Genomic DNA, 25682 nt, shown 5'->3' with positions numbered 1-25682 from the left:
GGAGGCGCGGAGAAGAGAAAGAATAGGGTTCGCGCAGAGGCGCAGAGGGCGCAGAGGGCGCAGAGGATTTGCGCTGAGCCGCAAAGCGGCTTGATTTTGCCTTGTCGGATTGGACTGCGAGGTTGCGGGATTGAGGCGGCTTCGCCGAATGGCTTCTCTGCGATCTCTGCGCCTCTGCGTGAACTATCTCTGCCCTATCGATTCGGGCGCAGAACGTGGGCCAAGTTTGGGCGTTGTCTTGTTTGCGCCGGCGCCTTCGGGGCCACGCTTCATCTTGGATGGGAGGGAGTTGGCGACTCACCCCTGCTGCGCTACCCCCTTGCGCAAATCCACGCCGCTGAGGGGACCGCCAAGCCATGACCGTGACCATCCGTGAGGACGATCTGATCGAGAGTGTGGCGGATGCGCTGCAGTTCATCTCCTACTTCCACCCGATGGATTATATCCGCGCGCTGGGGAAAGCATATGAACAGGAGCAGGGGCCGGCGGCGAAGGATGCCATCGCGCAGATACTGACCAACAGCCGCATGTGCGCGGAGGGGCATCGCCCGATCTGTCAGGATACCGGGATTGTCACGGTGTTCGTCCAGTGGGGGCAGGAGTGCCGGCTGGACTCGCCCCGGTCGCTGCAGCAGGTGATCGATGAAGGCGTGCGGCGCGCCTATCTGCATCCCGAAAACAAGCTGCGCGCCTCGATTTTGGCCGATCCTGCATTCAGCCGCGTCAACACCCGGGACAACACGCCCTCCGTCCTGCATGTCGAGATGGTGCCGGGCGCCAAGGTGCATATCGATGTCGCGGCCAAGGGCGGCGGCAGCGAGAACAAGTCCAAGTTCAAGATGATGAACCCGTCGGATTCCATCGTCGACTGGGTGCTGGAGATGGTGCCGCAGATGGGCGCGGGCTGGTGCCCGCCGGGGATGCTGGGCATCGGCATCGGCGGCACCGCGGAGAAAGCGATGCTGCTCGCCAAGCAGAGCCTGATGGGCAGCATCGATATGGCCGAGCTGAAGGCGCGCGGGCCGCAGAGCCCCATTGAAGAGCTGCGCATCGAGATCTTCGACAAGGTCAATGCGCTGGGCATCGGCGCGCAGGGGCTGGGCGGGCTGGCGACGATCCTCGACGTCAAGATCGCCGACTGGCCGACCCACGCAGCGTCGAAGCCGGTGGCGATGATCCCCAATTGCGCGGCGACGCGGCATGCGCATTTCACGCTCGACGGCAGCGGGCCGAGCTTCCTCGAGGCGCCGAAGCTGGACGAATGGCCTAAGGTGAACTGGACGCCGGACAAGGCGGCGATTCGCGTCGATCTCGATGCGCTGACGCCTGAGATGGTACGCGGCTGGAAGCAGGGCGACCGGCTGCTGCTCAACGGCAAGATGCTGACCGGGCGCGACGCGGCGCACAAGCGCATCGCCGACATGCTGGCCAAGGGCGAAGAGCTGCCGGTCAGCTTCCGCAATCGGGTGATCTATTATGTCGGGCCGGTCGATCCGGTGGGCGAGGAGATCGTCGGACCTGCCGGCCCCACCACGGCAACGCGCATGGACAAGTTCATGGACATGATGCTCGAGCAGGGTCTGCTCGCCTGCGTCGGCAAGGCCGAGCGCGGGCCGGCGGCGACACAGGCGATCGCCAAGCACCAGTCGGCCTATCTGATGGCGGTGGGTGGGGCGGCCTATCTGGTCGCCCGTGCCATCAAGGGCAGCAAGGTGGTCGGCTTTGCCGATCTGGGGATGGAGGCGATCTACGAGTTCGAGGTCAGCGATTTTCCGGTGACGGTGGCGGTGGATTCGAGCGGGGCCAATGTCCACAGCCTCGCCCCGCTGGTCTGGCAGAAGAAGATCGCCGAGGAGGGGTTGCTGGTATGAGCGCGGCGCCGCCGGCCGGGCGGACGCGGCATCGGCGCCTGCTGCGCATCGCCAACTGGACGTTCGGCCTGATCGGCCTGCTGCTCGGCAGCGTGGTCGCCGCGCCGCAACTGCTCGCCTTTCCGCACGTCGCCACCGTCGGGTCGACGCGGGTCTATGCCGAGACGCCGATCGATCGTGCGGCAGTGGCGCAGGTGCTGGCGCGCGCCGATGCGCGGCTGGCGACGTCCCCGCTGTATCGCGAGCCGGTCGGCACGCGCGTCTTTCTGACCGATGGCGGCTGGCGCTGGCGGCTGGTGGCGCTGACCAGCGGCGCGTCGCTGGGCTTCACGCGGCCGCTGTCCGATCTGGTCAGCGGCGCGGTGGTGCTCAACCGCAGCGATGTGGCGCGGGACCGGATCGCGACGCCGTTCGGCGGCCGCAGCCTCTCGGGCGTGATCGCGCATGAGCGCACCCACATCATGGTGCGCCGCCATCTGGGGCCGCTGGCCGGTATCGCCCTGCCAAGCTGGATCAGCGAAGGCTATGCCGATCATGTTGCGGGCGAGAGCACGCTCGATGCGGCAAAGGTGGCGGCATTGCGGGCGGCCGGGCGCGACCATCCGGCGATCTTCTATTTCGAGGCGCGCCGCCGGGTGGAAGCGGCGCTTGCGGCCAATGGCGGCGATGTCGACGCGGTGCTGCGCGGCGACGTGGCCGGATGATGTGAACCGCAGCCTGTCGGCTGCGGGCATGCGGGGGAGGAAACAGGCGATCCGCGCCGTATATTCAAGAAATTGATCGCCGTTCGGCTGTGCGAATATTTCCGCGCTCCATCGATGGAGCGTCCCAATGCCCGATACCCCGAACGACCCCGAATGGCTCCGCCGCCCTCCCCCTGAGGGCGAGGAGGCGCAATGGTTCAAGGAGCGGAGCCAAGCAAATCGGCGAGCAAGGTTTCGTTTGCGGCGTTGAACGGGTTGACGATGGTCAGGCCGTCGATCTGTTGGCCGTCCTGCATGTCCTCGCTCAGCAGCGCCGTTGCTCCGGCGCGGCGCGCTACAGCGATCAGGGTGGCATCGAAGAATTGCAGTTGGTACCGGGCAGCCAGGTCCGCTCCGACAAGCAGATCGTCGAGGCTGGTCGGGTATTCGCCAAAGGTGGCCGCGTAGAGCGATGCCTTTGCGGCGGCCTGGTCTAACGCAAGCATCTTCCTTTTGCGGCAGACATTGAGGAATTCGCCCAGGACCTGCAGCGAGACGATGGCTCCGACGACGGCCAGTCTGTCCATCAGGGCCATCGCGTCGTCGTGCCGACCATCGGTATCGTCACCATCCTCGGCATAAATGAGGATGTTGGTATCGAGCGCGATCAACGCCCGGTCCGTTCCTCATAGCTGGCACGTCCGCCCAGACCGGGAATGCCGGTTTTCATGCCCTCGCGCAGTTGTTCCCAGGCAGCGCGAACCTTCGGATCGTCGAGGCGGCTCGCGCGCTTCGGCCTGATTTCAGCGATTACCTTGCCGTTCTTGGTGACTTCTATCGTCTCGCCCGCCTCCACCTTGGCGAAGGCGGCGGAGGTGTTCGCGTTGAATTCGCGGATCGACATGACACCCATGGCGCGGCTCCAGTGTTGCAACTGTTGCAACATATTCTAGACTGGTGGCGTCAGCAAGATGGCACTGCAGGCCAAGCCCCACCGGCTTTCGGGCGCGATGCCGTCATCGGAGGCAATAACCATGTTTCGATCCCGGACAGCAATGATCCTGGCTGCCATCGGACTGCTGACCGCGTTGGCGGTGTTCCTGTTCATGCCGTTTTCGGACGGCACGGGGGCGGGCGCGAAGCTGTTTTTCTCGGTCGTGCTGGGCGGGTTTGCGGCTTTCGGGGCGTGGAGCCTTGCCGGCATTCCCGCGCTTGTCCGCGATCTCTTCGGGTGGGTTCAGGGGCAGGGCCGGGCGCGCGCGGGGTCTAGCCTGCACCATCTGGGTCCGCTGCCCGAACTTTCCGCGCACCGGCAGCGCGAGCTGCGGCGGCAGCTGCGGGTGATGGCGGCGCAGGGCCTGTTCGTGCCCGAGGTGCCGGATGCGGCGCTGCTGTTCGCCGGGGTGGCAGAGCGCGACGCGCCGGTGAAGCCGGATGTCATCCTCGATGCCATCGGCGAGGTGGACTATTATCACCCCGCTGCGGATGCGCGCCGCTGGCTGGGCAATCTCGTCATGCATGACAGCAAGGCCGAGCAGGACGAGGAAGCGCAGATCGCCGATATCGTGCGGCTGGCGGGCGGTGCGCTCGACGTACGCGATGTCACGGTGGGCTATAGCGCGGTGGCGGGCCATCCGCGCGTCCGCCAGGTCGATATCGCCATGACCGTGGAAGGCGCGGCGGTCACGCTGGGCTATGTCGGGCATGGCAAATATCTCTCCACCCACATCCACCATGCGCTGGCGGTGCGGCTGCGGGATGGCGGCAGCGGCAAGCGGCTGGCGGCGCTGTGGGTGGCCGATCAGGGGGTGTGGCTGAGCGTGCTCGCCGATGGCGCGGTGGCGGCGCTCAATGCCGAGCTCAAGCTGGGCGCACGCTCCGATCTGGCGTGGAGCTGGGTGGACGAGAGCGCGCCGTTTGCGGCGGGCGAGGATTTCATCAGGAGCGGGCTGGCATGAGCTATTCGATCGAGCCGATCGGGCATGTCGTGGGCGGGCGCGCCGCGGCGGACGATGATGGCTGGGGCGCGGAACGGGCAGCGGTGCTGATCGATGGCGCCGCGTTCGGGCCGGAGGCGCTGGCGGGACTCGACGGGTTCAGCCATGCCGAGATCATCTTCCTGTTCGACCGCGTGGGCGAGGACCAGATCGAACGCGGCAGCCGGCACCCGCGCGGGCGGACCGACTGGCCCAGGATCGGCATCTTTGCACAGCGCGGCAAGAACCGCCCCAACCGGCTGGGGGTGACGGTGGTGCGGATCGTCGCGGTCGATGGCCTGAGGCTCGAGGTCGAGGGGCTGGACGCGATCGCCGGCACGCCGGTGATCGACATCAAGCCGGTGATGGCCGGCTTCCTGCCGCGTGGGCAGGTGCGCGAGCCAGCTTGGGCGGCGGAGATTATGGCGGGTTATTGGGACGGGCCGGTGCAGGCGGGGTAGGGCGAGCGCTGCGCCATCACGCAGCTACCCCCATAGCGTGCGGTCTATGCGGCGCGTGGCAGAATGCGGTCGAGCTCGCCATTCAGCGCGCGCTTGGCTTCGAGCAGCTCATAATCGATCTGAAGGCCCAGGAAAAAGCCTTCGGACATGCGGAAATAGCGGGCGAGCCGCAGATCGAGTTCGCCATCCAGCCGCGCTTCGCCCGCGACTACCGCGTGGATGCGGCCCGCATCCACGGCTAACGCATCGGCTAATGCGGCTTCGCTCAGGCCCAGCGGATCCATGAATTCCGAACGCAGGATTTCACCCGCATGGCTATTGTGAATCCATTCCGGATCAGTGGTAATCTGTGATCTCGACATCGTAGGCGTTTCCGTCTTCCCAGCGGAAGCATATACGCCATTGGCTGTTAATGGAAATGGCATGTTGTCCGGCGCGCTCGCGCTTCAACTCATGCAAACGGTTGCTTGGTGGGTTGCGCAAATCGTCGAGGCTTCTTGCTCGATTGAGCAGCCTGAGCTTGTCCAACGCCCGCCGCTGCACATCGTCCGGCAATCGCGGGCTGCGCTGGCCGCTCCAGACACGCTCGGTCTTGACGGGGGTTTTGGCGAAGGAGCGAATCACTTCTTCAACTCATCCATCCGCCGCCATCGTGCTTCGTTAGGCAGCTGCACGTACCAGAATCTCCAGCCGTTTACATTTGTACCGGTGATTGCACTGGCTGCTGCTGACGGGCTGCTACGAACGACCCCATCCTCGCCAACCCATTGGCGGTCCCGTATCTCAGCAAAGTATGTTCGCCCCTTGTAGGTTGCTCGAAATTTCGTGCCGGGAGGGAAGTTTACGTTCTCAAACCATGCTCCAAAAATCGCCGAAGCGACAGCACCGATGGGTCGATGGGCATAGGCAGCACCGATGCCGAGAGCAGGCTCGACCGCGTCCGTGCCTTGGTCAGGAAGTTCCAAGAGGCGTCTAACCACCGAATTGTACGAATCTGCCTCGCTCTCGCGCAGTGCTGTAAGCGCCTTAAAAACCTCAAAATCTATCTCAATTTGCATTGCCGCGCCCTCCAAAGACGCAACTAAACTATCTTAGTAACTATCGATGTCAATCGGCATCTTTGGCCTCACCGCCCCCACTTCGTCTTGCTCGCCTTGCCGAACCGCCCCTTGCGCGTGCCCGGTTTGCCTTCGTTGCTGCGGCCCACCCGCGGGGCGGCGCTGGGGGCGGTGCCGATGCCGAGTTCGTCGGCTTCGAGGCGGCGGATTTCGTCGCGCAGGCGCCCGGCTTCCTCGAATTCGAGGTCGCCTGCCGCCTTGCGCATCCTGGCCTCCAGTTCCTGGATGTAGGCGCGCAGATTGTGGCCGACCATGTTGGTGCGGCCGCCCTCCAGGTCGAGATCGACCTGCACGCCGTCCTTCTGGCTGACATGCGCCATCACGTCGCTGATCTGGCGCTTGATGGTGGTGGGCGTGATGCCGTGCGCCTCGTTATAGGCGACCTGCTTGGCCCGCCTCCGGTCGGTCTCGGCGATGGCGCGTTCCATGCTGCCGGTGATGCGGTCGGCATAGAGGATGACGCGGCCATCGACGTTGCGCGCGGCGCGGCCGATGGTCTGGATCAGCGAGGTTTCCGAGCGCAGGAAGCCTTCCTTGTCAGCATCGAGGATCGCCACCAGCCCGCATTCTGGAATGTCGAGCCCTTCGCGCAGCAGGTTGATGCCGACGAGCACGTCATAGACGCCCATCCTGAGGTCGCGGATCAGCTCGATGCGCTCCAGCGTTTCGACGTCCGAGTGCATGTAGCGGACCTTGAGGCCGGCCTCGTGCAGATATTCGGTCAGATCCTCGGCCATGCGCTTGGTCAGCGTGGTCACCAGCGTGCGATAGCCCGCGGCCGCCGTCGCCTTGGCCTCGGCGATCAGATCGTCGACCTGCTCTTCGATCGGGCGAATGATCACCGGCGGGTCGATGAGGCCGGTCGGGCGGATGACCTGTTCGGCGAACACGCCCTGCGTCGCCTCCATCTCCCAGTTGCCGGGGGTGGCGGAGACGAAGGTGGTTTGCGGGCGCATCGCGTCCCACTCGTTGAAGCGCAACGGACGGTTGTCGATGCAGCTCGGCAGGCGGAAGCCATATTCGGCGAGCGTGATCTTGCGGCGGTGGTCGCCCTTGGCCATCGCGCCGATCTGCGGCACCGTCTGGTGGCTTTCGTCGACGAACAGCAGCGCGTTCTCCGGCAGATATTCGAACAGGGTCGGCGGCGGCTCACCGGGCAGGCGGCCGGTGAGGAAGCGGCTGTAATTTTCGATTCCCGCGCAGGAGCCGGTCGCCGCGATCATCTCCAGATCGAAATTGGTGCGCTGTTCCAGCCGCTGCGCCTCCAGCAGCTTGCCCTCGGCCTGCAGCTCCTTCAGCCGCTCGGCCAGTTCGTGGCGGATCGCCTCGCCGGCCTGTTTCAGCGTCGGCCCCGGCGTCACATAGTGCGAATTGGCATAGACGCGCACGCTGTTAAGACTGGCGGACTTCTTGCCGGTCAGCGGGTCGAACTCGGTGATCTCCTCCACCTCGTCGCCGAAGAAGGCGATGCGCCAGGCGCTGTCCTCATAGTGCGAGGGGAAGATTTCGAGGCTGTCGCCGCGCACGCGGAAATTGCCGCGCGCAAAGGCGGCATCGTTGCGCTTGTACTGCAGCGCCACCAGCTTGCGGACAATCTCCTGCCGGTCGGCGGTCTGGCCCTTCTTGAGATCGAAGATCATCGCCGAATAGGTTTCGACCGAGCCGATGCCATAGAGGCAGGAGACCGAGGCGACGATGATCACGTCATCGCGTTCGAGCAGCGAGCGGGTGGCGCTGTGCCGCATCCGGTCGATCGCCTCGTTCACGCTCGACTCTTTCTCGATGTAGGTGTCGCTGCGCGGCACATAGGCCTCGGGCTGGTAATAGTCGTAATAGCTGACGAAATATTCGACCGCATTGTCGGGGAAGAAGCTCTTGAACTCGCCATAGAGCTGGGCGGCGAGGATCTTGTTGGGCGCGAGGATCAGCGCCGGGCGCTGCATCGTCTCGATCACCTTGGCCATGGTGAAGGTCTTGCCCGATCCGGTGACGCCGAGCAGCACCTGGTCCCGCTCGCCCGCCTGCGCTGCGGCGACCAGTTCGGCAATGGCGGTCGGCTGATCGCCCGCCGGCGCGTAATCGGACGCGAGCACGAACTTCCTGCCGCCTTCCACCTTGTCCGGCCGGGCCGGGCGATGCGGAATGAAGGTCTCGCCGGTTTCGGGTTCGTCGAGCGTGGTGCGGATCTGGATGGCCATGCCGACAATATGGGGAACAAAACGGGGGCAGGCAATGACCCATCTGTTTGCGCGGCCAGTCCTTTGTGCTTGATTGCGCGCCCGCAAGCGCCGATGCAGAGGCCCGGTCATCAGGGAGGTTCGACGATGCGTTTTGCCATTTCAGCCGTCGCCATCGGCGCCTTCGCGCTTGCCGCCTGCTCGGGCGGGGATGCCGGCAGCAAGGGCGTGAGCGAGGACGATGTGCGCAGCGAGCTTGCCAGCGCAACCCAGCTCAACCCCGGCCAATATGCGGCCAACTTCGAGATCGTGCGCTTCGACGTGCCGGGCATGCCCGCCGATCAGCAGCGCATGATCCGCGAGATGATGGCCGGGGCGGCACAGGTGCAGAACAGCTATTGCCTGACCGACGAGCAGGCGCGGCGCGGCGGCCAAGACATGTTCCGCGAACTGGCCAATGGCAGCGGCGATTGCCGGTTCGACAGCTTCGAGGTCGACGGCACCAACGTATCGGGCGTGCTGTCCTGCACCCCGCAGGGCAGCGGCCGCGCGGTGATGCGCATGTCCGGCACCATGGCCAGCACCCGCACCGATCTGACGCTGACCACCGACATTACCGACAGCAGCCTGCCGCAGGGCCGGGCACAGATGGAAATGCGGGTTGCCAGTCGCCGCACCGGCGATTGCACGGCTGAATCGCGTGCGGCGGCAGAAGCGGCAAACAAAAGCGCTGCCGAATAGGCCGGACCGGTAATTAACCTTGCAGTAAAAATTGCCGATTAGCCTCCCCGTGTCTTTCGAGGGGGAGAATAGCTGTGCAGATAGGACTCAAGCCCGTCACGGCATTTCTGCTGATGCCGGTGGCCGTGGTGCTGGCAGGCTGCGGGCCGAAGGTCGACGATCCGGGCAATCCCGCGCTGCTCGGCAGCTGGACGGTCGAAACGCGGGTGACGTCGATCGGGCTCAACAACATGAACTTCAGCCGTGAGGGCTTCGTCGCCAATGGCGGGGAGGACATGTTGGAGACGATCGAGTCGAGCCGGGTCAGGGCCTGCTTCGAACCCGCGATCAAGCGCGATGCCGATGTCATCGACAGCGCCGAAAACTGGTTCGGGGACTGCGCGATCGTCGACAGCAGCGGCGATGCCGCCAGACGCCATGCCACCCTGACCTGCGAACGGGGCGGCAAGACGGTGGCGATGACCGTCGACGGCACGATGGGCGACCAGTCGGGACAGGCCAATTTTTCGGTGCGCCAGAGCGAGGTCAAGCCGACTGGCGCGACCGAATCGCTGTCGCTGCGCATCGCCCAGACCTGGACGCGCACCGGCGACTGCGCCTGACCGTTCCGGCCCCGATTCAAGCCTCTTGCACCCTCGCGGTTACGGTCTACTAGCCGAGCAATAGCGTCGGCGACATGGTCTGCGCCGGCCGGACAGGGGAGCAAATCGGCATGATCGGCTACGTCACTTTGGGCAGCGATGATCTGGAGCGCGCCCGCGGCTTTTTCGATGCGCTGCTGGCGCCGCTCGGCGCCAAGCGGATGATGCAGATGGGCGAGGAAGACGGCGGCTTCACCCTGTGGGGCATGGGCTTCGACAAGCCCGGCATCGCGGTGACCCGGCCCTATGACAAGAGCGCCGCCCATTGCGGCAATGGCAACATGGTCGCACTGGTGCTCGACGCCAGGGACAAGGTCGATGCGCTGCACGCCAGCGCGCTCGCGCTTGGCGGCAGCGACGAAGGCGCGCCCGGTTATCGCGGCAGCCCGGCGATGGGCTTTTACGCCGCCTATTTCCGCGATCCGGACGGGCACAAGTTCGCCGCCTACTGCCTCTCGCCGCAAGGCTGAGCCATGGACACGCTGCTGTCGCCGGTGATCCTCTTCTTTCTGTTGGGGGCGCTGGCTGCGCTGGCCCGGTCCGACCTCGCGGTGCCGGAGGCGATCGCCAAGGGCATGTCGCTCTATCTGATGGCGGCGATCGGCCTGAAAGGCGGCAAGGAAGTTGCCGCCGCCGGCTTCACCGCCGACATGGCCAGTGCGGCCGCAGCGGGGGTGGCGTTGAGCTTCCTGCTGCCGGTCCCGGCCTTCTGGCTGCTGCGCCGGATCGGCAGGCTATCGCCGACCGATGCCGCCGCTGCCGCCGCCCATTACGGATCGGTCAGCGTCGTCACCTTCGTCACCGGGGTGGAAGTGCTGACCCAGTCGGGCATGCCCCCGGCCGGCTATATGGTCGCGGTGCTGGCGCTGATGGAAACCCCCGGCATCCTGACCGGCCTGTTTCTCGCGCGCCGCAGCGGTGCCTCCACGTCCGGCAATGCCGGCAATCTGTGGCATGAGACATTGCTCAACGGATCGGTGGTGCTGCTGGTCGGCAGTTTCTGCATCGGCCTGATCGCGCCCAAGGATGCGCTGGCGCAGGTGACGCCCTTCTTCGACACGCTGTTCCGCGGCGTGCTGTGCCTGTTCCTGCTCGACATGGGGCTGATCGCAGCGCGGCGGTTCCGCGAGGCGCGGGCGCTGACGCTGCCGGTCGCAGCGCTGGCGATCGTCCTGCCGCTGGCCAATGGCACTCTTGGCGTGCTGCTCGGCGCAGCGCTCGGCCTTGATGTCGGGACAGCCGCGGCGCTCGGCATCCTTGCCGGCAGCGCTTCCTACATCGCTGCACCGGCGGTGATCCGCATGGCGCTGCCGCAGGCGGATCCGGGCCTGTATCTCGGCATGTCGCTGGCGGTGACCTTTCCCTTCAACATCCTCGCCGGCATTTCCATCTATGCCGCGCTTGCGCAGAGGCTGGTACCATGACCGAGACGATCCGCCGCCGCCGCATCGAGGTGCTGGTCGATGCCCCGCTCGCCCGCCGCGTGGTGGAGGCGGCGCGTGCTGCGGACATCGCCGGCTGGACGATGCTGCCGACGCTCGAGGGCGAGGGGCGCGGCGGTCACTGGAGCGACGATCAGCTCAGCGGGGCGCAGGCCAAGCGCCTGTTCCTCAGCGTCACCTCCGCGGAAAAGGCCGATGCCTTTACCGACGCGATCGCGCCGCTGCTCGACAGCCACGGCCTGGTGCTGCTGCTCAGCGATGTCGACGTGGTGCGCGGCGCACGCTTCTGAAACGCAAAAGGGGGCCGCATCGCTGCGACCCCCTTCCTTCCGGTGCGACCCGAAGCAGTTAGCCAGCCGGACGTACCGAGCTGTGCAGATGGGCGATCTTCCACGCGCCATCCTCATAGGTGTAGATGAAGGTGAACCGGGCAGCGACATCGCTGGTGACGCCGGTGGTCGGGTTGGTCAGACGCACCGTCCAGTTGCCGACGCGGGTCGCCATGTTGCAGCCCAGCACGGTTTCCGATTCGGTGACGGTGCCGAACGGCGCGTTGGGCAGGAAGTCGACGAAATAGGCGCGGATGCCGGCGGCATCGGTGCGCATCGTGCCCGACACGGTCGGCAGCAGCGTCGCGTTTTCGCTGAACAGCGGCAGCATCGCGTCGGGGTTGCGGGTCTGGAAGCCGGCGTTGAAGGCGGCGAACAGGCCGTTGACCTGATCCTCGGTCACCGCGACGCAGCGCTCGCGCTGGGCGTCCCGCGCCTCCGCCGCGCTGGCGCTGGTGGCGACGCCGATCGCGGCGGCAACGGTGAGCAGCTTGATGTTCAACTTGGTCATGTGGGTGGTCCCTTTTGTTGAGAATTAAGCGGGTTTGGTGGGGATGCCGATGTCCTGGCCGGACTGGCCGCGTGTCTTCCACAGCGACCAGCCGATACCGCCCAGGATCAGGCCGAAGGTGACGGCAAGGCTGAGCACCGGCGGGAACTTGTCGCCATCCAGCAGGAAGTCGGAGACGAAGATCTTCGAGCCGATGAACACCAGCACCAGCGCCAGCGCATATTTGAGATAGTGGAAGCGGTGGACCATCGCCGCGAGCGCGAAATAGAGCGCGCGCAGACCCAGGATCGCCATGATGTTGGAGGTGTAGACGATGAAGGTGTCGGTGGTGATCGCAAAGATCGCCGGCACCGAATCGACCGCGAACACCAGGTCGACGACGTTGATGACGACCAGCGCCAGGAACAGCGGGGTCGCCGCCAGCACCAGCTTGCCGGTCTTGCTGTCCGGCACCTTCACGAAGAAGCGCTGGTCATGCAGGTCGGGCGTGACGCGCATGATGCGGCTGATGAACTTGACCGCCGGGTTGTTCGCGACATCCATCGGCTTTTCGCTGGCGAACAGCATCTTCACGCCGGTCGCGATCAGGAACAGCGCGAAGAAGTAGAGGATCCAGTAGAACTGCTCGACCAGCGCCGCACCCAGCGCGATCATGATGCCGCGCAGCACGATGACACCGATGATGCCCCACAGCAGCGCGCGATACTGGTATTTCGGCGGGATCGAGAAAGTGGTGAAGATCAGGCCGATGACGAAGATATTGTCGATCGACAGCGCCTTCTCGATGAAGAAGCCGGTGTAATATTTCATCGTCAGGTCGAGGCCGGCGACGGCGCCATAAGAGGCGGTCTTCTCGAAATAGACGAACACCCCGAACAGCAGCGCGATCGAGATGTAGAAGGCGGAAAGCTTGAGCGATTCACCGATGCCCATTTCCCGGTCTTCCTTGTGCAGGATGCCGAGATCGAAGGCCGTCAGCGCGACGACGAGACCGAGAAAGCTGAGCCAGAACCAGATCGGCGTTCCCAGCCAGTCGATGAACAGAAAATCCACTTTGTCATTCCCTGGAATATGGTCCGCCCGGCCAGGCCTTCAGCGGACCTGTACCGGGCGGTGTCGGATGGGTTGGGGGAGAGCGGGGGGGGGCGTCAGCCGCGCTGCAGGGCTCCGACCCGGCCGGCGGTAAGCCGGTGGATCAGATCCTTGATGCGCAGCTTCAATTTCTTGAGTTCGACGACACGCTGCCAGTCGGCGGCACGGCGCGATTGTTCGTGGCGCAGAGCCTCATCGACGCGGGCATGCGTTTCGATCATGCGGTACAGACGGGGGTTCACCGATGCACTCCTCTAGAACAAAGTTCATCGGGTGCACCGGACCTGCCGGCTGCTGAGACCTCTAGACTGCGGAGTTCGCCAGTGGCGCGCGGCCCGCAAGTACCGGTGTCACCCGATACGATCCGACATCACGCGCATGGCTTTGGAGGGGGGGATGGTGCCATACGCGCCAGAGGGGCCCGGCTCGCACAACCAGAATAGGAAGCGCGAAAACCCCCTTCAAGGGGTAGCATGAAATTTTTTTGGGTTGGCCGGTGCGGCAATTGCTTTGCCGTGCCCACCCCCTACCATCGGGGCATGTTTGCCGCCCTGCTCCTGTCCGCCGCTGCGCAAACCGCGCCGGTCGATCCATCCGACATCGTCGTCACCGCATCGCCGTTGCAGCCTGCCGCAGTGCTGATGACCTTCGATCGCACCGGCGCCCAGCAGACGCGGGTGGTGCGGGGCGTCGCCAACCGCGCCACGCGGCGGCCGCTGACGGCCGACGATCCGGTTCGGGTCGCCTCGATTTCCAAGCTGGTGGTGGCACTGGGGGTGATGCGCCTCGTCGACCAGCGCCGGATCGATCTCGATGCCGATGTCTCGCGCTATCTGGGCTGGCGGCTGCGGCATCCCGCCTATCCCGGCCGGCCGATCACGCTGGCGATGCTGCTGTCGCACCGCTCGGGCCTGGCCGACGGTATCGACTATGTGCTGCCGCTCGACGCCGATCTGGAAAGCGCGCTCGCCGATCCGGCGGCATGGGACCGGTCCCGGCGGCCCGGCGGCGGCTTTGCCTATGCCAACATCAACTTCCCGGTGATCGCCGCGGCGATGGAAGGCGCGACCGGCGAGCGGTTCGACCGGCTGATGCGGCGGCTGGTGTTCGAGCCGCTGAGGATCGACGCCTGCTACAACTGGACGATGTGCAGCGATACCGCGGTGGCCAATGCCGTCACCCTCTATCGCCCCAACGGCGATGTCGCGCGCGACGATCTTGGCGGACAGCGCCCGGCCTGTCCGGTGGTGCCGGCGCGCGATGGCAGTTGCGATCTTTCGACCTACCGGCTCGCCCGCCATGGCGCCGCGTTCAGCCCGCAGGGCGGACTGCGCATATCGGCCCGCGGGCTTGCCACCATCGGCGAGATGCTGCTGCGCGATGGCGAGCGCTTCCTGAGCCAGCGCAGCTTCCGCCGCCTGATGCAGGTGCAATCGGTCGATGCCTTGCCGACCGCGTCGGTCGGCGAGGGCGGCGAGGGCAGTTTCTTCTGCCGCTATGGCCTGGCGATGCACCAGCTCGCCACCCGGCGCGCCGGATGCCGGGACGATCCGTTCGGCGACGGTCGTCCGCGCATCGGCCATTCGGGCGATGCCTATTCGCTGCGCTCGGGCCTGTTCGTGGATCGCGAGCGCGGCACCGGGGTGGTCTGGTTCGTCACCGAAAGCCCGGAGTTCAACGCGCCGCGCGGCAGCCGGTCGGATTTCACGGCAGCGGAGGAGGCGTTGATCGACGCAGCGGGCATGGGCCCGGGCCCGCGCTGACCCCGGGCCTTAGAGCCTGTCCTGGTCGGGTTGAATCGGAACCGTAGCCTGCGAGCTTGTCGAAGGGCGTTTATCGGCGAGGCGTGCTTCGACAAGCTCAGCACTACGGTTCAAACAAAACAGGACAACCTCTAGGTCGTAAACTCATAAAATGCGCGTTCGAGGTTCGAGGCCATTTTGTTCAGGGCGAGGCGGCAAGGCGCAGGAATAGTGGTTCTATTTCCAGCCTTGCCAACGCTGCCATGAACAAAATGGGTCGAACCCCTGCGGGGCGGTGAAATGGCTTCGATCTCGGCTCCACGCGGTCTTGCCAGTAGAACCACTATTGGCGGCGACCGCCTGAACCCGATATCTTCGCCATTTCACCGCCTCGAACGCGCATTTTATGAGTTTACGACCTAGTCGGGCGGCCATGCCAGCGACCGTCACTCCATATTGTGGCCCATCAGCCAGCCGACCGTGGCGGCGTTCATCATCGTATAGACGCCATACAGGCACATGGCGATGAACCAGCTGCTGTCGGCAAGCCACAGCGCACCAAGCAACAGCGCGAATTCCAGCACATAGGTGGAATGGCGCCCGAGCGTCCGCCGCATCGGGCCGGTCGCGGCCTCGACGAGCGGGTGCCCGCTTTCCAGCATCCAGCGATGCATGGCGAAATTGCCGGAGCCGGCGAGGAGGATGGCGATCAACGCGAACGTCATGCCTGACGCTATGCCGCGAAGCGTGCGTGCGGTCCATCCACCATCGCGCACGCGCGGGCGCGGCGGCCCCGAACGCCGGATTGACAGCCGGTGTGGCTGTGGCAATGCGACTGAAACGATTTCCCACCCATCGAGACTAGGTCGTAAACCCATAAAATGCGCGTTCGAGGCGGTGAAATGGCGAAGATATCGGGTTCAGGCGGCCGCCGCGGGTGGTGGTTCCACCTGCAAGGCCGCGTGGGCCCGAGATCGAAGCCATTTCACCGCCCCGCAGGGGTTCGACCCATTTTGTCCAGGGCCGCGTCGGCAAGTCTTGAAATATCGACATATTCCTTCGCCTTGCCTCCTCGCCCTGAACAAAATGGCCTCGAACCTCGAACGTGCATTTTATGAGTTTACGACCTGGACCTCGCCCCATGAAGCTCGCCAAACTGGCCGACCGTACGGCCGTCCTGTTCATCGGTATCGCGGTCGGCGCGGCGATCAGCCAGGCCTTTGCCAATGGCGGGCCGGTGTTCGGTGCGACGCAGAATGTCGCGGCGGCCTCCACACCGCTGCCGCCGATTGCGGACGTGCCGCGCAATTGTCCCAAGCGACTGGCGATCACCCCTGAACTGGCCGCCGCCATCCGCCGTGGCGATACCATCGATGTCGGCGTGTTCGGCGACAGTTTCGGCGACGGGCTGTGGGCGGCGGTGCATCAGCGGTTGCGCGGCAACGCGCGCTTTGCCGACCACCGCTTTGCCAAGAATTCGACCGGCTTCACCCGCTACCGCAGCCTCAACATCTATGACGATATCCGGGCCAAGCTCGACAGCCAGCCGGTCGATATCGCCATCATCTCGTTCGGGGCGAACGACACGCAGGGCCTGTGGGAAAATGGCCGGGCGGTCTCCTACATGTCGGATCCTTGGAAGGGCCGGACCAGCGAAAAGATCGACGCGGTTGTGGAACTGCTGCGGGATCGCGGCGCGACCATCGTCTGGGTCGGCCTGCCGGTGATGCGCGAGCCCAATTTCCAGGCGGAAATCGAACAGATGAACGCGTTCAACGCGCATCTGATGTGCAGCCTCAATGTCCCGTTCATCGACACCGTGCCACTGAGTGTCGATGCCGATGGCAAATACACCTCGCACATCACCCGGGCGGGCAGCAGCGAGCCGGTGCGGTTCCGCGCCGGTGACGGGGTGCACATGACCATGCAGGGCTATGGCGTGCTGATCGACGATCTGCTCGACGATATCCTGGCGCTTGCACCGGAGCCGGTGCCCGCGCCTGCTGCAGCCGCTGCCGCCCCAGCCGCGTCAAGCGCCGCAGCCCCAGGCGGGGCAGCGCGATGAGCCTGCTGCTCGCCGCCGCGCTCTCCATGCAGGGGACGATGGTCCGCGCCGAGTGCGGTGACCGGCTGTGCAATGCGCAGGCGATGGCGAGCTTTTTCGACAAGCTGGAGCGCGCCGACCGGGAGCCGGTGCGGGTGCTGCAGATCGGCGACAGCCACACCGCCGGCGATGCCATCACCCAGGGCTGGCGGGAAGCGTGGCAGGGCCGCTACCGCTATGGCGGCCGTGGCGTGCTGCCTGCGGGTCGACCCTATAACGGGTTTCTGAGCTGGGGCGTGACCAACGCCCAGAGCAGCGGCTGGACGGTCAACGGCATCTTCGGGCGGGTGTGGAACGCCAGCGGCCCGGCGGTGGGTCTGGCCGGCTTCACCCAGACGGCGCGGATGTCCGGCGCCAGCGTCGGCGTGACCGCGGACAGCGAGAGCCAGAATTTCGACATGGTCATCGTCTGCGGACTGACCGAGCCGGATCAGGGCGCGGTGCGCATCGACCTCGGCTATTCCACCGCCACCGTCACCTTCGCGTCGGACCGGACCGGCGCGCGCTGCGAAACGCTTGAGAGCCCGTCGCTGGTCGGATCGGCGAGCGTGACGACGCTGACCGACCAGCCGGTAAGCATCACGTCGCTCGGCACCTTCCGCAAGGCGGGCGGCATCTCCATTTCCAACCTCGGCGTGTCAGGCTCGCAGTGGCAGCATCAGTTGCGCAGCAGCGATGCGGTGATCGAGGCGGAACTGCGCGCCTATCGGCCCGATCTGGTGGTGATCGCCTTTGGCACCAACGAAGGTTTTTCGCCGTCGTTCGACATGCAGTTCCATGAGCGGAACGCGCGCAACCAGGTGGAGCGCATCCGCCGGCTGGCCGGGTGGAATGTACCGATCCTGCTGATCGGCGCGCCCGATGCCGCGACCCGCTCGATGGCGGTGGCCAGCAACGGCCTGTCGCCGCCGGTGCCGTGCGATGGCGGCTGGGCGACGCCCGGTCTGCTGGCCGACGTACGCGAACAGCAGCGGCGGCTGGCGTTCCAGCTCGGGCTGGGCTTCTGGGACTGGAATGCGGCGATGGGCGGGGCGTGCACCATCGGCACATGGCAGCAGAACGGCCTGGCGCGCGGAGACCGTGTCCATTTCACCCGCGCAGGGGGCGCGCAAATCGGAGGACGTCTTGCCGACGACCTGACGACGGCAGCCCGCACCGCGCGTCGCTGACGCCGCTGCGCGATGCTGTTTCCGACCTTCACGTTTCACCTCTTCTTCCTGTGCGTCTTCGCAGGCGTGTGGGCGGTGCGGCGTGACAATGAGTGGCGCAAGCTCATCATCCTCGTCGCCAGCTGGTTCTTCTACGGCTGGTGGGACTGGCGCTTCGTCGCGCTGCTGATCGCGTCCGGTTTCCTCAACTGGGGCGCAGCGCAGCTCATCCTGCGCAGCGAGGGCGATGATCGCGCGCGCAAGGGCTGGCTGTGGGTCGGCGTGATCGCCAACCTCGCCATCCTCGCCTTCTTCAAATATTTCGGCTTCTTTGCCGAGCAGCTGGCGACGCTGCTGAATTCGCTCGGCTGGGGTCGCGACATGACGATCCTCGAGATCATCCTGCCGGTCGGCGTGTCCTTCTTCACCTTTCAGGGGATGAGCTATCTCATCGACATCTACCGGCGCGAGACCGACCGGGCATCGCTGCTCGACCTGACGTTGCTGATGAGCTTCTTTCCGCATCTGGTGGCGGGGCCGATCGTGCGCGCCAGCCATCTGGTGCCGCAGTTCCAGAAGATACCGTCGCTGACCCGTTCGATGGTGGCAGGCGGCATCGCGCTGATCCTGTGGGGTCTGGTCAAGAAGACGCTGATCGCCTCCGAACTGGCGATCACCTATGTCGATCCGATCTTCCTCGATCCCGCCGCCCATTCCAGCCTCGATCTGCTGATCGGCGCCTATGCCTATGGCGTGCAGATCTATTGCGATTTTTCCGCCTACAGCGACATGGCGGTGGGGCTTGCCGCACTGCTGGGCTATCGCTTTCCGTGGAACTTCAACCAGCCCTATCGCGCCGCATCGTTGCAGGATTTCTGGCGGCGCTGGCACATCAGCCTGTCGAGCTGGCTGCGCGACTATCTCTACATTTCGCTCGGCGGCTCGCGCCACGGCATCGTGCGGCTGTGCTTCGCGCTGATGACGACGATGCTGCTCGGCGGGCTGTGGCACGGGGCGAGCTGGAATTTCGTGATCTGGGGCGCGATCCATGGCGTCGTGCTGGCGGCCGAGCGGCTGTGGCGCGAGTATCGCCCCAAGGGCACGCCGACCCTGCCCGCATGGGCGGGGGTACTGATCACCTTCCACATCGTCACCGCCGCGTGGATATTCTTCCGCAGCGCCAGCTTCGACGATTCGATCGCCTATCTCGGCGGTATCTTCTCGTTCACCGGCACCGCGCTGACCGCGACGCCGCTGGCGTTGGTGCTGATCGCCATCGGCCTGTCACTGCATGCCTTCCCGCGTGACGGGGTGCAGCGGGTGGCGGTGGCGGTGCGCGATCTGAGCGCATGGAAGGTGGCGGGGCTGGGCGTGGTGGCGCTGCTGCTGCTCGAGATCGTGCGGCCGGACGGCGTCGCACCCTTCATCTACTATCAGTTCTAAAGGGGCGAGGATGAGCGACGACACGCCGGCCGAACCACCCAAGCCCGCACCGCCCAAGCGTGCGCCGCGTCGGCGCACCACACCCGCCAAGGCCGCGGCCGCCCCCAAGCGGGCACGTACGCGCAAGCCGGTCGATGGCGACACCGCCGGCGCCGCTTCCGAAGCGACGTCACCGGCGCAGGCGGCCGCCGCACCCGCCACCCGGCGGCGCAAGGCGGCCGCCCCCAAAGCCAAGGCGGCGGTGCCCAAGCGGGCAGCCGCACCCAAGTCGGCAACAGTGGCGGCTGCGCCGGCGGATGGCACCAGGCCACGCCGGGCGCGGGCCAAGCCCGCAACCCCGGCGGTCGCGCCACCTGATCCGGTAGCGGCCGAGCCACAGGTCGAAGATGTTGCTGCCGAGACGCCGCCCGTCGAGCCGCCCGTCGCGCCGACGCCTGCGCCACCCGCCGCCGACGCTGCGCGCCACGCGGCGCATGCCGACGGCCTGGCGTTCGGGGAATCGCCGGTCGACCTGCCGGGCGCGGCGCATGACGAGGGCAGCGGGCTGCGCTGGGCGAGCGGCATCCTTGCCATCGCCTCTCCCCTGCTGCTGCTGTTCAATTCGCACGCCATCGACAATTGGGCGCGGCAATTGCCGGTCAACGGCTGGACCGGACCGGTGATCGATGCCGCCACCCAGTGGCACGCGACGATGCAGCGCATCGGCTTTGCCGCACCGGTCGACGCCGGGCGCGCCGGGTGGAAGCGGCTGAAGGGCCAGCAGGACGACCGCTGATTGGAGCCTGTCATTGCTTCGCTACGCTCGCAATGACGACGGGATATGTTGGCGGCAGTCTCAGCGGTAGAAGACGTGGTGCCCGATCTGCGTGACGCGCGTGCGCGAACGGTGGAAGCTCGGGCTGGCGTGTGCGGCGTGGAAGAACAGCGCCTCGCCCACCACCGGCGGGCTGACGCCGTTGCGCGCATCAAGCGCGACTTCGACCGCGCGGTCCCAGCGGCTGTCCTGCCGCGGATTATAGGCGTGGACGTTGAAGAACTGGCCGGGCTGCATCGCAATCGCGCAGATCGAGCGCGGGAAGCGCGGCGAGGCGAGGCGGTTCATCACCACCTGCGCGACAGCGAGCTGACCCTCGCGCGGCTGGTTGGCCGACTCATGGTGCACGATCTTGGCGAGGCAGATGGTTTCCTCGTCCATGCCATAGCGCATTTCCGGCGTTGCTGCGTCTTCCGGCGCTTCCGGGGTTTCAGCCTCAACGGCTTCGGCGATGACGGGTGCGGAAACCGCTGCGACCGGGGCCGCGGCGGTGACCGCTTCGGCAGCCGGGGCATCGGTGCCGGTCAGCGCGGCAAAGGCCGCGTCCGGGCGCGGCTGCATGACAACCAGGCCGACGGCGCCGGCTACGGCGACCATCCTGGCAATTGCCACGGGTGAAACAGACATGAAAACTCCAGTGTCCTGCGTCGGGGGCCGCTCTCTTGGGGCTCTCCCGAATGCGCCAAATGCGGCGCGAAACGTGCACGTATCTCCATCGGCACAGTCGTGACGCTGCCGGTACAGCCTGGCCCGTGCGATGCAAGCAGGATGGGACCAACGGTTCGACTGGCACGATGAAATGCAACTGGATCGGTAGTAAATTCCGCATCGAAAATGCGGCATATTATCCGCCCGAGCGACGAAAAGCCGCCGGTTCCCGTCCGTTCGACGACGATTGCGGGCGAGGATGGTTGGCCGCTATAGCCGCGGGGGACGACCCGCCCTCCAGCCATGCGCATCTGGCCGATTCGGCGCGTCGACGGGAGAATGCCAGTGCGATCCTCGACCCTTCTTTCCTCCGGACCGCTGTTCGCGATGCTTGCCGCCATCGTCTCGGTCGGCTGCACCGAACGGGTGGCGGCGGAGGCGAGCAATGCCCAGACGGAAAGCAGCGTCGCGCCGAGCCAGCCGGCACCCGCCACCTATCGCATCATCGGCGTCGGCGACACGATGATGGGCAGCGACTGGCCGACGCCGATCATGGACCCGCGCGTCACCCCGGACGGCGACCCGGCGGCGGTGATCGGCGCGGACATGAAGGCGCTGTTCGCGCAAGGCGACGTGGTGTTCGCCAATTTCGAAGGGACAATCCACGAAAGCAGCGAAGGGGCCAAGCAATGCGCCAACCCGGCGGTCTGCTTTGTCTTCCGCAGCCCGCCGTGGCACGCCGCCTATCTGCGCAGCGCCGGCTTCACCATGCTGTCCAACGCCAACAACCATGCCCGCGATTTCGGCGAGCCGGGGCGGACGCGCACCATCGAGGCGCTGACCGCCGCCGGCTTCGTGCTTTCGGCCAGCGATCAGGACGGACGGCGATTCGGCATCCAGACGCTGGCGGATGGCACGCGTGTGGCGCTGGTCGCCTTCGGCCATAATCCGGGGCTGATGTCGGTGCAGAATCTGCCGCGCGTTGCCGAGCTGGTGCGCGAGGCGCAGGGGCAGGCGGACATGGTGATCGTCTCCTGCCACATCGGTGCGGAAGGGCGCGCTGCCGACCGCATCACCCGCGATACCGAGATGTTCCTGGGCGAAAACCGGGGCAATCCCTATGCCTTCGCCCGCACCGCGGTGGATGCCGGTGCGGATGTGGTGTTCTGCCACGGGCCGCACATCCCGCGTGCGGTGGAGGTCTATCAGGGGCGGTTCATCGCCTACAGCCTCGGCAATTTCTGGACCTATGGCCGTTTCAACCTCAGCGATGCGGCGGGCCTGTCGCCGATTGCCGATCTGCAGGTGGCGCGCGACGGATCGCTGGTTTCGGCGCGCATCGTCTCGGCGCGGCAGGACCGGCCGGGCGGACCCTATCTCGACCCGGCGGGTGGCGCGGCACGGCAGATCGCGATGCTGACCGCACGCGACATGGCCGATACCGGCACCACCGTGGCGGAGGATGGCACGGTCAACTGGCCGCGCTGAGCATCCACAGGGCCGGCGGCACGGCCAGCGCGAGCAGGGTGCCGAGCGGCAGGCGCAGCGGCCCGGCGGTGTCACGCCGCCCGGCCAGCCGCACCGCAGCGACGGCGAGCCCGGCGAGGCTGGCGAGCAGCAGAATGAAGGGCAGCGCCATCCAGCCGGTCCACAGGCCGATGCCTGCGAGCATCGGCGCATCGCCGCCGCCCAGCCCGTCGCGCCGGCGAAGGAGGCGATAGGCCGCGCCGACCAGCCACAGCCCGCCGCCGCCCGCGAGGCCGCCGATCAGCCGATCGGTGAGCGGGACATCGAGCCCCAGTGCGGCCATCGCGATACCGCCGAGCGCGAGGCCGGTAGCGCCGAGGATCAGGCTGAGGATATGCGGCAGCCAGTAGTGGCGCGCATCGAGCAGGCCCAGCGTCAGCAACTGCCAGCCGAGCAGCGCGAGCGCGAAGCCGGCCGGTGCCGGTGTCATCGCCAGCGCCAGCGCCACGCCGCCGATGACCGCGCAGCCGACCTCCACCGCCGGGTGCAGCAGGCCGATGCGCGCGCCGCAGTGGAGGCATTTGCCGCGCAGCATCAGCCAGCTCAGCACCGGCACCAGCTCCAGCGGCCCGAGCGGGGTGTGGCAGGTATCGCAGGCCGAGCGTCCGCTGGCGATGCTCCGCCCTTGCGGCCAGCGCAGGATCAGCGTGGCGAGGAAGCTGCCGAGGATCAGGCCGGCAAGCGTGCCCACCGCGATCCACAGCCAGTTGCCTTCCGATCCGTAGCCCTGAGCTTGTCGAAGGGCGTCTGGCAGCGATGCGAAGCGCCCTTCGACAAGCTCTGGGCTACGGATCGATGCGAACTTGATCAGCGCGAGCAGAAGGCCCAACTCACAACCGCCCCCGGGCCGTGCGCACATAGCCTTCCGCGGTCGGGCCGAAGCCGGCGGTGGTCAGCGCCGCGCCCAGCACCGGATCGGTCGACTGCACCAGCAGCCGTGCAACATAATTGCCCTGCGGATCGATGGTGAGGCGCAGCCGCTCGAGCCCGGATTGGCCGACCAGCGTCGTCACCAGATCGCGCCCTTCGCAATTGAGGCCGCCGGTCATGCCGTTGCGCAATTGCAGCCCGGCGATGGAGAGGCCGACGGTCAAGGTCACCCGCCCCGATGCCTCGACGCAGCGGCCGTCGGCAAAGACGATGGTCGCGGAATCGAACGCGATGCTCTCGATCGGCAGGCTGCCGATATCGCCGCCGCTGATCGTGCCGCTCAACCCCTCGACCGCGCGGCGGCCGATGCCGAGCGAGGCGGTGCCTGCAAGCGGCGGCGCGCCATCGGCAACCGGCCGTTCTATGGCCATGCTGGCGCGGCCGAGCAGCAGCGGCAGCGGTTTCAGGCCGACGTCGAGCGTGCCGAGGTCGAAGCCGCCAAGCCGCGCCTGTTCGAGCCGGCCGCTCCACACCGTGCCCCCGGCGCTGCGTGCGCTGAGGCCGACATCGCCGAACCCGATCAGCCCGGCGGCGAGGCGCAAGGGCAGGAACAGGATTAGTGCTGCGAGCAGGGCAAAGGCGACGAGGAGGCGGGCGCGTGTGGTGGAGAACATGGTCATGACGGTCTGCGCAGCGTGGCGGTGAGCGCGACGGTGCCGTCGGCGTTGGGGCGCAGCGACAGGTCGGCGGCGAGCACATGCGCTTCCTCGAGCGCAGTGAGCCAGGCGAGCGCGTCCGGCGCGCGGACATTGGAGATGGCAATATTGGTCGACGCAGCCCCTTGCGGGTCGTTGCGCGCCAGCGTGAGGCCGCGCTCGGCGGCCGATTGCGCGACATAGAGATCGAGCGTTGCCGCGCTGGCGGTGGCCCCGGAGGCGTCACGGCTGCCCGCGGCCTCCAGCGCCTTGATCGCATCGACGCGCGCGTCGATTGCCGCTGCGCGGTCCACCGCCGCGCCATGCGCAGCCCGCGCGTCGCTGAGCGCTGCCCACACGCCGAAAGTGCCCAGCCACAGCAGCACCCCTGCGGCCAGCGCGGCGGCGATGCCGACCAACACGCGCTCGCGGTCGGACAGCCCTGTCCACCAGTTGCGGATCGCCGTCATCATCGTCCCGCCCTCAAGGTGATGTCCGCCAGCGCCCGCCCATCGGTTCCGGCGCGCGGCTGGGCGGTGATGGTATAGCCCTGCGTCTGCAACGTCAGCAGCACCGGGTTGATCGCCTCATTGCTGGGCGCGCCCAGCGTGACGCGCAGCAGCCCGTCCCCGCTCCACGCCACGCTGTCGAGCCCGACGGTGGTCGCCGGTTCCATCGCCGCGACCAGCGCAGCCATAGGTGTCGTCACCCGCGCCGGGCCACCGCCGAGTGCGCCGAGCCGGGCGTCGAGCTGCGCCACCGCCTGGTCGAGCGGCGGGGGGGAGGCCAGGGCCTCGGCAACCCGTGCCTCTGCGGCGGCATCGATGCTGGCGATTTCAGCATAGAGCCGCCCAATACGGGCGACCGCGATCGACAGGCTGACGATGAGGATGGCGCCGACCAGCATCGCGACCCGCCGGGCCAGCGCAAGGTCGAACCAGCCGGCCGGCTTGCGCGCAAACCGCCCGCTGCGCAGATCGACGGCGGCGGCATCGCAGGCGGCGATCAGCTCCGCCTCCACCGTCTCGGGCGCGGCATCGACGATGCGCGCCTCACCGCCGGCGATGTGGGTGACCAGCACCGGATCGGCGATGAAGGCGCTGGCCTCCGTGCGCAGCAGCTCCTCCCCGCCGATGCGGGCGCGGACCAGCGTATCGGGATCGGACGAGGGCGCAATCAGCAGGCCGGCGGGGACAACCGCCGTCAGATCCAGCCCGTGCACCTGCCCGAAGGCGAGCCAGCGCGCCATGGTTCCGGCGTCCACCGCCGCAATGTCCCGCGTGCCATCGGCATCGGGCGCGCCGATGGCGACGTGCAGGCTGTCCGCACCGGTCAGGCTCTGTTCGGCAACCAGCAGTTTGGCGGCGGCCTCTGCCTGCTTGGTGGTGAGGCCGGTGAAGCTGGCGCGGTGCAGCACGACATCGGCGGCGGGGGCGATGGCGAGCACATGGGTCTCTGCGGCCAGCGGGCCTTCGGCGGACGGGTGCAGCCAGTCGAGCGCATCCCCCGCCTGAGTGATCTGGCCGTCGATGACGCGCCACCATGGGGCACGGTCCGCATCCGCGCCGCCAGCCGGCAGGGCGATGATCAGGGCGTCGCGGCCGCTCATGCGGCGTGCCTTGCCAGACGGCACATGATTGCACAGCCCT

At 66.7% G+C, this 25682-nt stretch carries 30 protein-coding genes; 15 read left to right on the top strand and 15 right to left on the bottom strand.

Features of this window, described 5'->3' with window-relative positions; all coding sequences use genetic code 11:
• Window positions 1-356: 356 nt before the first annotated feature.
• Both AC0QC4_RS15965 and AC0QC4_RS15960 read left to right on the top strand, forming a co-directional pair.
• A complete protein-coding gene (locus AC0QC4_RS15965; RefSeq protein ID WP_483661077.1) occupies window positions 357-1871 on the top strand; it encodes a fumarate hydratase in 1515 nt (504 codons plus the stop codon).
• A complete protein-coding gene (locus tag AC0QC4_RS15960) occupies window positions 1868-2575 on the top strand; it encodes a hypothetical protein (RefSeq protein WP_483661075.1) in 708 nt (235 codons plus the stop codon). Before AC0QC4_RS15965 ends, AC0QC4_RS15960 begins: the two co-directional genes overlap by 4 nt.
• A gap of 197 nt (window positions 2576-2772) precedes the next feature.
• Here the strand turns inward: AC0QC4_RS15960 and AC0QC4_RS15955 are convergent, their stop codons facing one another.
• The gene (locus AC0QC4_RS15955; protein WP_483661073.1) at window positions 2773-3225 is read right to left on the bottom strand and encodes a PIN domain-containing protein; all 453 of its coding nucleotides are present in this window, start codon (window positions 3223-3225) and stop codon (window positions 2773-2775) included.
• The gene (locus AC0QC4_RS15950) at window positions 3222-3467 is read right to left on the bottom strand and encodes a type II toxin-antitoxin system Phd/YefM family antitoxin (RefSeq protein WP_483661069.1); all 246 of its coding nucleotides are present in this window, start codon (window positions 3465-3467) and stop codon (window positions 3222-3224) included. Before AC0QC4_RS15950 ends, AC0QC4_RS15955 begins: the two co-directional genes overlap by 4 nt.
• Window positions 3468-3609: 142 nt before the next feature.
• Between AC0QC4_RS15950 and AC0QC4_RS15945 the strand changes: the two genes are divergently transcribed.
• The gene (locus AC0QC4_RS15945; RefSeq protein WP_483661065.1) at window positions 3610-4512 is read left to right on the top strand and encodes a hypothetical protein; all 903 of its coding nucleotides are present in this window, start codon (window positions 3610-3612) and stop codon (window positions 4510-4512) included.
• A complete protein-coding gene (locus tag AC0QC4_RS15940; RefSeq protein WP_483661064.1) occupies window positions 4509-4991 on the top strand; it encodes an SAM-dependent methyltransferase in 483 nt (160 codons plus the stop codon). The genes AC0QC4_RS15945 and AC0QC4_RS15940 overlap by 4 nt, the downstream gene beginning before the upstream one ends.
• Window positions 4992-5035: 44 nt before the next feature.
• On the opposite strand, the gene AC0QC4_RS15935 is transcribed toward AC0QC4_RS15940, so the two are convergent.
• From AC0QC4_RS15935 to uvrB, 4 genes are all read right to left on the bottom strand, one after another.
• A complete protein-coding gene (locus AC0QC4_RS15935; protein ID WP_483661061.1) occupies window positions 5036-5353 on the bottom strand; it encodes a HigA family addiction module antitoxin in 318 nt (105 codons plus the stop codon).
• Window positions 5328-5615, bottom strand: a complete 288-nt coding sequence (locus AC0QC4_RS15930) for a type II toxin-antitoxin system RelE/ParE family toxin (RefSeq protein WP_483661058.1) — start codon at window positions 5613-5615, stop codon at window positions 5328-5330. The genes AC0QC4_RS15935 and AC0QC4_RS15930 overlap by 26 nt, the downstream gene beginning before the upstream one ends.
• Window positions 5612-6049 (bottom strand): hypothetical protein, encoded by a 438-nt coding sequence (locus AC0QC4_RS15925; RefSeq protein WP_483661056.1) that lies wholly within the window; start codon window positions 6047-6049, stop codon window positions 5612-5614. The genes AC0QC4_RS15930 and AC0QC4_RS15925 overlap by 4 nt, the downstream gene beginning before the upstream one ends.
• A 68-nt stretch (window positions 6050-6117) precedes the next feature.
• Window positions 6118-8307, bottom strand: coding sequence for an excinuclease ABC subunit UvrB (uvrB, locus tag AC0QC4_RS15920; RefSeq protein WP_483661054.1), 2190 nt, complete (start codon window positions 8305-8307; stop codon window positions 6118-6120).
• A 126-nt stretch (window positions 8308-8433) separates the two neighbouring features.
• Here uvrB and AC0QC4_RS15915 point away from each other — a divergent pair, with 126 nt between their 5' ends.
• The 5 genes from AC0QC4_RS15915 to AC0QC4_RS15895 all read left to right on the top strand — a co-directional run bounded on the left by AC0QC4_RS15915 (window position 8434) and on the right by AC0QC4_RS15895 (window position 11400).
• On the top strand, window positions 8434-9027 hold the full coding sequence (locus tag AC0QC4_RS15915) for a DUF3617 domain-containing protein (RefSeq protein WP_483661052.1): 594 nt from the start codon (window positions 8434-8436) through the stop codon (window positions 9025-9027).
• A 74-nt stretch (window positions 9028-9101) separates the two neighbouring features.
• Entirely contained in the window at window positions 9102-9629 is a 528-nt protein-coding gene (locus AC0QC4_RS15910) for a DUF3617 family protein (protein WP_483661050.1), read from the top strand.
• 110 nt (window positions 9630-9739) lie between these two features.
• Complete coding sequence (locus AC0QC4_RS15905; RefSeq protein ID WP_483661048.1) at window positions 9740-10138, top strand: VOC family protein; 399 nt, start codon at window positions 9740-9742, stop codon at window positions 10136-10138.
• 3 nt (window positions 10139-10141) lie between these two features.
• On the top strand, window positions 10142-11092 hold the full coding sequence (locus AC0QC4_RS15900) for a sodium-dependent bicarbonate transport family permease (RefSeq protein ID WP_483661046.1): 951 nt from the start codon (window positions 10142-10144) through the stop codon (window positions 11090-11092).
• Entirely contained in the window at window positions 11089-11400 is a 312-nt protein-coding gene (locus AC0QC4_RS15895; RefSeq protein ID WP_483661045.1) for a P-II family nitrogen regulator, read from the top strand. The genes AC0QC4_RS15900 and AC0QC4_RS15895 overlap by 4 nt, the downstream gene beginning before the upstream one ends.
• Before the next feature lie 58 nt (window positions 11401-11458).
• Here the strand turns inward: AC0QC4_RS15895 and AC0QC4_RS15890 are convergent, their stop codons facing one another.
• The 3 genes from AC0QC4_RS15890 to AC0QC4_RS15880 all read right to left on the bottom strand — a co-directional run bounded on the left by AC0QC4_RS15890 (window position 11459) and on the right by AC0QC4_RS15880 (window position 13284).
• Window positions 11459-11950, bottom strand: coding sequence for an SgcJ/EcaC family oxidoreductase (locus AC0QC4_RS15890; protein WP_483661043.1), 492 nt, complete (start codon window positions 11948-11950; stop codon window positions 11459-11461).
• A 24-nt stretch (window positions 11951-11974) separates the two neighbouring features.
• Window positions 11975-13003: a TerC family protein gene (locus tag AC0QC4_RS15885; protein ID WP_483661042.1), complete on the bottom strand. Its 1029-nt coding sequence runs from the start codon at window positions 13001-13003 to the stop codon at window positions 11975-11977.
• 95 nt (window positions 13004-13098) lie between these two features.
• Complete coding sequence (locus AC0QC4_RS15880; protein ID WP_483661040.1) at window positions 13099-13284, bottom strand: DUF465 domain-containing protein; 186 nt, start codon at window positions 13282-13284, stop codon at window positions 13099-13101.
• Window positions 13285-13581: 297 nt separating this feature from the next.
• On the opposite strand from AC0QC4_RS15880, the gene AC0QC4_RS15875 reads away from it, so the two are divergent.
• Window positions 13582-14805 (top strand): serine hydrolase domain-containing protein, encoded by a 1224-nt coding sequence (locus AC0QC4_RS15875; protein ID WP_483661038.1) that lies wholly within the window; start codon window positions 13582-13584, stop codon window positions 14803-14805.
• A 425-nt stretch (window positions 14806-15230) separates the two neighbouring features.
• On the opposite strand, the gene AC0QC4_RS15870 is transcribed toward AC0QC4_RS15875, so the two are convergent.
• Entirely contained in the window at window positions 15231-15509 is a 279-nt protein-coding gene (locus tag AC0QC4_RS15870) for a hypothetical protein (protein ID WP_483661037.1), read from the bottom strand.
• Between the two features lie 416 nt (window positions 15510-15925).
• On the opposite strand from AC0QC4_RS15870, the gene AC0QC4_RS15865 reads away from it, so the two are divergent.
• Genes AC0QC4_RS15865 through AC0QC4_RS15850 form a run of 4 tightly spaced genes read left to right on the top strand, consistent with a single transcriptional unit; the run spans window position 15926 to window position 20254 of the window.
• Window positions 15926-16849 carry a DUF459 domain-containing protein gene (locus AC0QC4_RS15865; protein WP_483661035.1) on the top strand — a complete coding sequence of 308 codons (924 nt, stop codon included), beginning with the start codon at window positions 15926-15928 and terminating at the stop codon, window positions 16847-16849.
• Window positions 16846-18057, top strand: coding sequence for a GDSL-type esterase/lipase family protein (locus AC0QC4_RS15860; RefSeq protein WP_483661033.1), 1212 nt, complete (start codon window positions 16846-16848; stop codon window positions 18055-18057). The genes AC0QC4_RS15865 and AC0QC4_RS15860 overlap by 4 nt, the downstream gene beginning before the upstream one ends.
• A 12-nt stretch (window positions 18058-18069) precedes the next feature.
• The gene (locus AC0QC4_RS15855) at window positions 18070-19479 is read left to right on the top strand and encodes an MBOAT family O-acyltransferase (RefSeq protein WP_483661031.1); all 1410 of its coding nucleotides are present in this window, start codon (window positions 18070-18072) and stop codon (window positions 19477-19479) included.
• A 10-nt stretch (window positions 19480-19489) separates the two neighbouring features.
• Window positions 19490-20254, top strand: coding sequence for a hypothetical protein (locus AC0QC4_RS15850; protein WP_483661029.1), 765 nt, complete (start codon window positions 19490-19492; stop codon window positions 20252-20254).
• Window positions 20255-20314: 60 nt separating this feature from the next.
• Here the strand turns inward: AC0QC4_RS15850 and AC0QC4_RS15845 are convergent, their stop codons facing one another.
• On the bottom strand, window positions 20315-20920 hold the full coding sequence (locus AC0QC4_RS15845; protein ID WP_483661028.1) for a cell wall hydrolase: 606 nt from the start codon (window positions 20918-20920) through the stop codon (window positions 20315-20317).
• 366 nt (window positions 20921-21286) lie between these two features.
• On the opposite strand from AC0QC4_RS15845, the gene AC0QC4_RS15840 reads away from it, so the two are divergent.
• Window positions 21287-22429 (top strand): CapA family protein, encoded by a 1143-nt coding sequence (locus tag AC0QC4_RS15840; protein ID WP_483661026.1) that lies wholly within the window; start codon window positions 21287-21289, stop codon window positions 22427-22429.
• Here AC0QC4_RS15840 and AC0QC4_RS15835 read toward each other — a convergent pair.
• From AC0QC4_RS15835 to gspL, 4 genes are all read right to left on the bottom strand, one after another.
• Entirely contained in the window at window positions 22413-23171 is a 759-nt protein-coding gene (locus AC0QC4_RS15835; protein WP_483661086.1) for a prepilin peptidase, read from the bottom strand. The genes AC0QC4_RS15840 and AC0QC4_RS15835 overlap by 17 nt on opposite strands.
• Before the next feature lie 127 nt (window positions 23172-23298).
• Window positions 23299-24018 carry a type II secretion system protein N gene (gene gspN / locus AC0QC4_RS15830; protein WP_483661024.1) on the bottom strand — a complete coding sequence of 240 codons (720 nt, stop codon included), beginning with the start codon at window positions 24016-24018 and terminating at the stop codon, window positions 23299-23301.
• Window positions 24015-24506 carry a type II secretion system protein GspM gene (gene gspM / locus AC0QC4_RS15825; RefSeq protein ID WP_483661023.1) on the bottom strand — a complete coding sequence of 164 codons (492 nt, stop codon included), beginning with the start codon at window positions 24504-24506 and terminating at the stop codon, window positions 24015-24017. The genes gspN and gspM overlap by 4 nt, the downstream gene beginning before the upstream one ends.
• On the bottom strand, window positions 24503-25642 hold the full coding sequence (gene gspL / locus AC0QC4_RS15820; protein ID WP_483661021.1) for a type II secretion system protein GspL: 1140 nt from the start codon (window positions 25640-25642) through the stop codon (window positions 24503-24505). The genes gspM and gspL overlap by 4 nt, the downstream gene beginning before the upstream one ends.
• Window positions 25643-25682: the final 40 nt, after the last annotated feature.

The organism is Sphingomonas sp. jy18 (genome assembly GCF_056931895.1).
Note: the sequence above shows the minus strand (reverse complement) of the source record. Positions and strands in the feature narration are given on the sequence as shown.

Bases quoted from the DNA above. Each gene is read 5' to 3' on its own strand.
- AC0QC4_RS15965 (WP_483661077.1), top strand. From the start codon at position 357: ATGACCGTGACCATCCGTGAGGACGATCTGATCGAGAGTGTGGCGGAT.
- AC0QC4_RS15960 (WP_483661075.1), top strand. From the start codon at position 1,868: ATGAGCGCGGCGCCGCCGGCCGGGCGGACGCGGCATCGGCGCCTGCTG.
- AC0QC4_RS15950 (WP_483661069.1), bottom strand. From the start codon at position 3,467: ATGGGTGTCATGTCGATCCGCGAATTCAACGCGAACACCTCCGCCGCC.
- AC0QC4_RS15945 (WP_483661065.1), top strand. From the start codon at position 3,610: ATGATCCTGGCTGCCATCGGACTGCTGACCGCGTTGGCGGTGTTCCTG.
- AC0QC4_RS15940 (WP_483661064.1), top strand. From the start codon at position 4,509: ATGAGCTATTCGATCGAGCCGATCGGGCATGTCGTGGGCGGGCGCGCC.
- AC0QC4_RS15935 (WP_483661061.1), bottom strand. From the start codon at position 5,353: ATGTCGAGATCACAGATTACCACTGATCCGGAATGGATTCACAATAGC.
- AC0QC4_RS15925 (WP_483661056.1), bottom strand. From the start codon at position 6,049: ATGCAAATTGAGATAGATTTTGAGGTTTTTAAGGCGCTTACAGCACTG.
- uvrB (WP_483661054.1), bottom strand. From the start codon at position 8,307: ATGGCCATCCAGATCCGCACCACGCTCGACGAACCCGAAACCGGCGAG.
- AC0QC4_RS15915 (WP_483661052.1), top strand. From the start codon at position 8,434: ATGCGTTTTGCCATTTCAGCCGTCGCCATCGGCGCCTTCGCGCTTGCC.
- AC0QC4_RS15905 (WP_483661048.1), top strand. From the start codon at position 9,740: ATGATCGGCTACGTCACTTTGGGCAGCGATGATCTGGAGCGCGCCCGC.
- AC0QC4_RS15900 (WP_483661046.1), top strand. From the start codon at position 10,142: ATGGACACGCTGCTGTCGCCGGTGATCCTCTTCTTTCTGTTGGGGGCG.
- AC0QC4_RS15895 (WP_483661045.1), top strand. From the start codon at position 11,089: ATGACCGAGACGATCCGCCGCCGCCGCATCGAGGTGCTGGTCGATGCC.
- AC0QC4_RS15890 (WP_483661043.1), bottom strand. From the start codon at position 11,950: ATGACCAAGTTGAACATCAAGCTGCTCACCGTTGCCGCCGCGATCGGC.
- AC0QC4_RS15875 (WP_483661038.1), top strand. From the start codon at position 13,582: ATGTTTGCCGCCCTGCTCCTGTCCGCCGCTGCGCAAACCGCGCCGGTC.
- AC0QC4_RS15870 (WP_483661037.1), bottom strand. From the start codon at position 15,509: ATGACGTTCGCGTTGATCGCCATCCTCCTCGCCGGCTCCGGCAATTTC.
- AC0QC4_RS15865 (WP_483661035.1), top strand. From the start codon at position 15,926: ATGAAGCTCGCCAAACTGGCCGACCGTACGGCCGTCCTGTTCATCGGT.
- AC0QC4_RS15860 (WP_483661033.1), top strand. From the start codon at position 16,846: ATGAGCCTGCTGCTCGCCGCCGCGCTCTCCATGCAGGGGACGATGGTC.
- AC0QC4_RS15855 (WP_483661031.1), top strand. From the start codon at position 18,070: ATGCTGTTTCCGACCTTCACGTTTCACCTCTTCTTCCTGTGCGTCTTC.
- AC0QC4_RS15850 (WP_483661029.1), top strand. From the start codon at position 19,490: ATGAGCGACGACACGCCGGCCGAACCACCCAAGCCCGCACCGCCCAAG.
- AC0QC4_RS15845 (WP_483661028.1), bottom strand. From the start codon at position 20,920: ATGTCTGTTTCACCCGTGGCAATTGCCAGGATGGTCGCCGTAGCCGGC.
- gspN (WP_483661024.1), bottom strand. From the start codon at position 24,018: ATGACCATGTTCTCCACCACACGCGCCCGCCTCCTCGTCGCCTTTGCC.
- gspM (WP_483661023.1), bottom strand. From the start codon at position 24,506: ATGATGACGGCGATCCGCAACTGGTGGACAGGGCTGTCCGACCGCGAG.
- gspL (WP_483661021.1), bottom strand. From the start codon at position 25,642: ATGAGCGGCCGCGACGCCCTGATCATCGCCCTGCCGGCTGGCGGCGCG.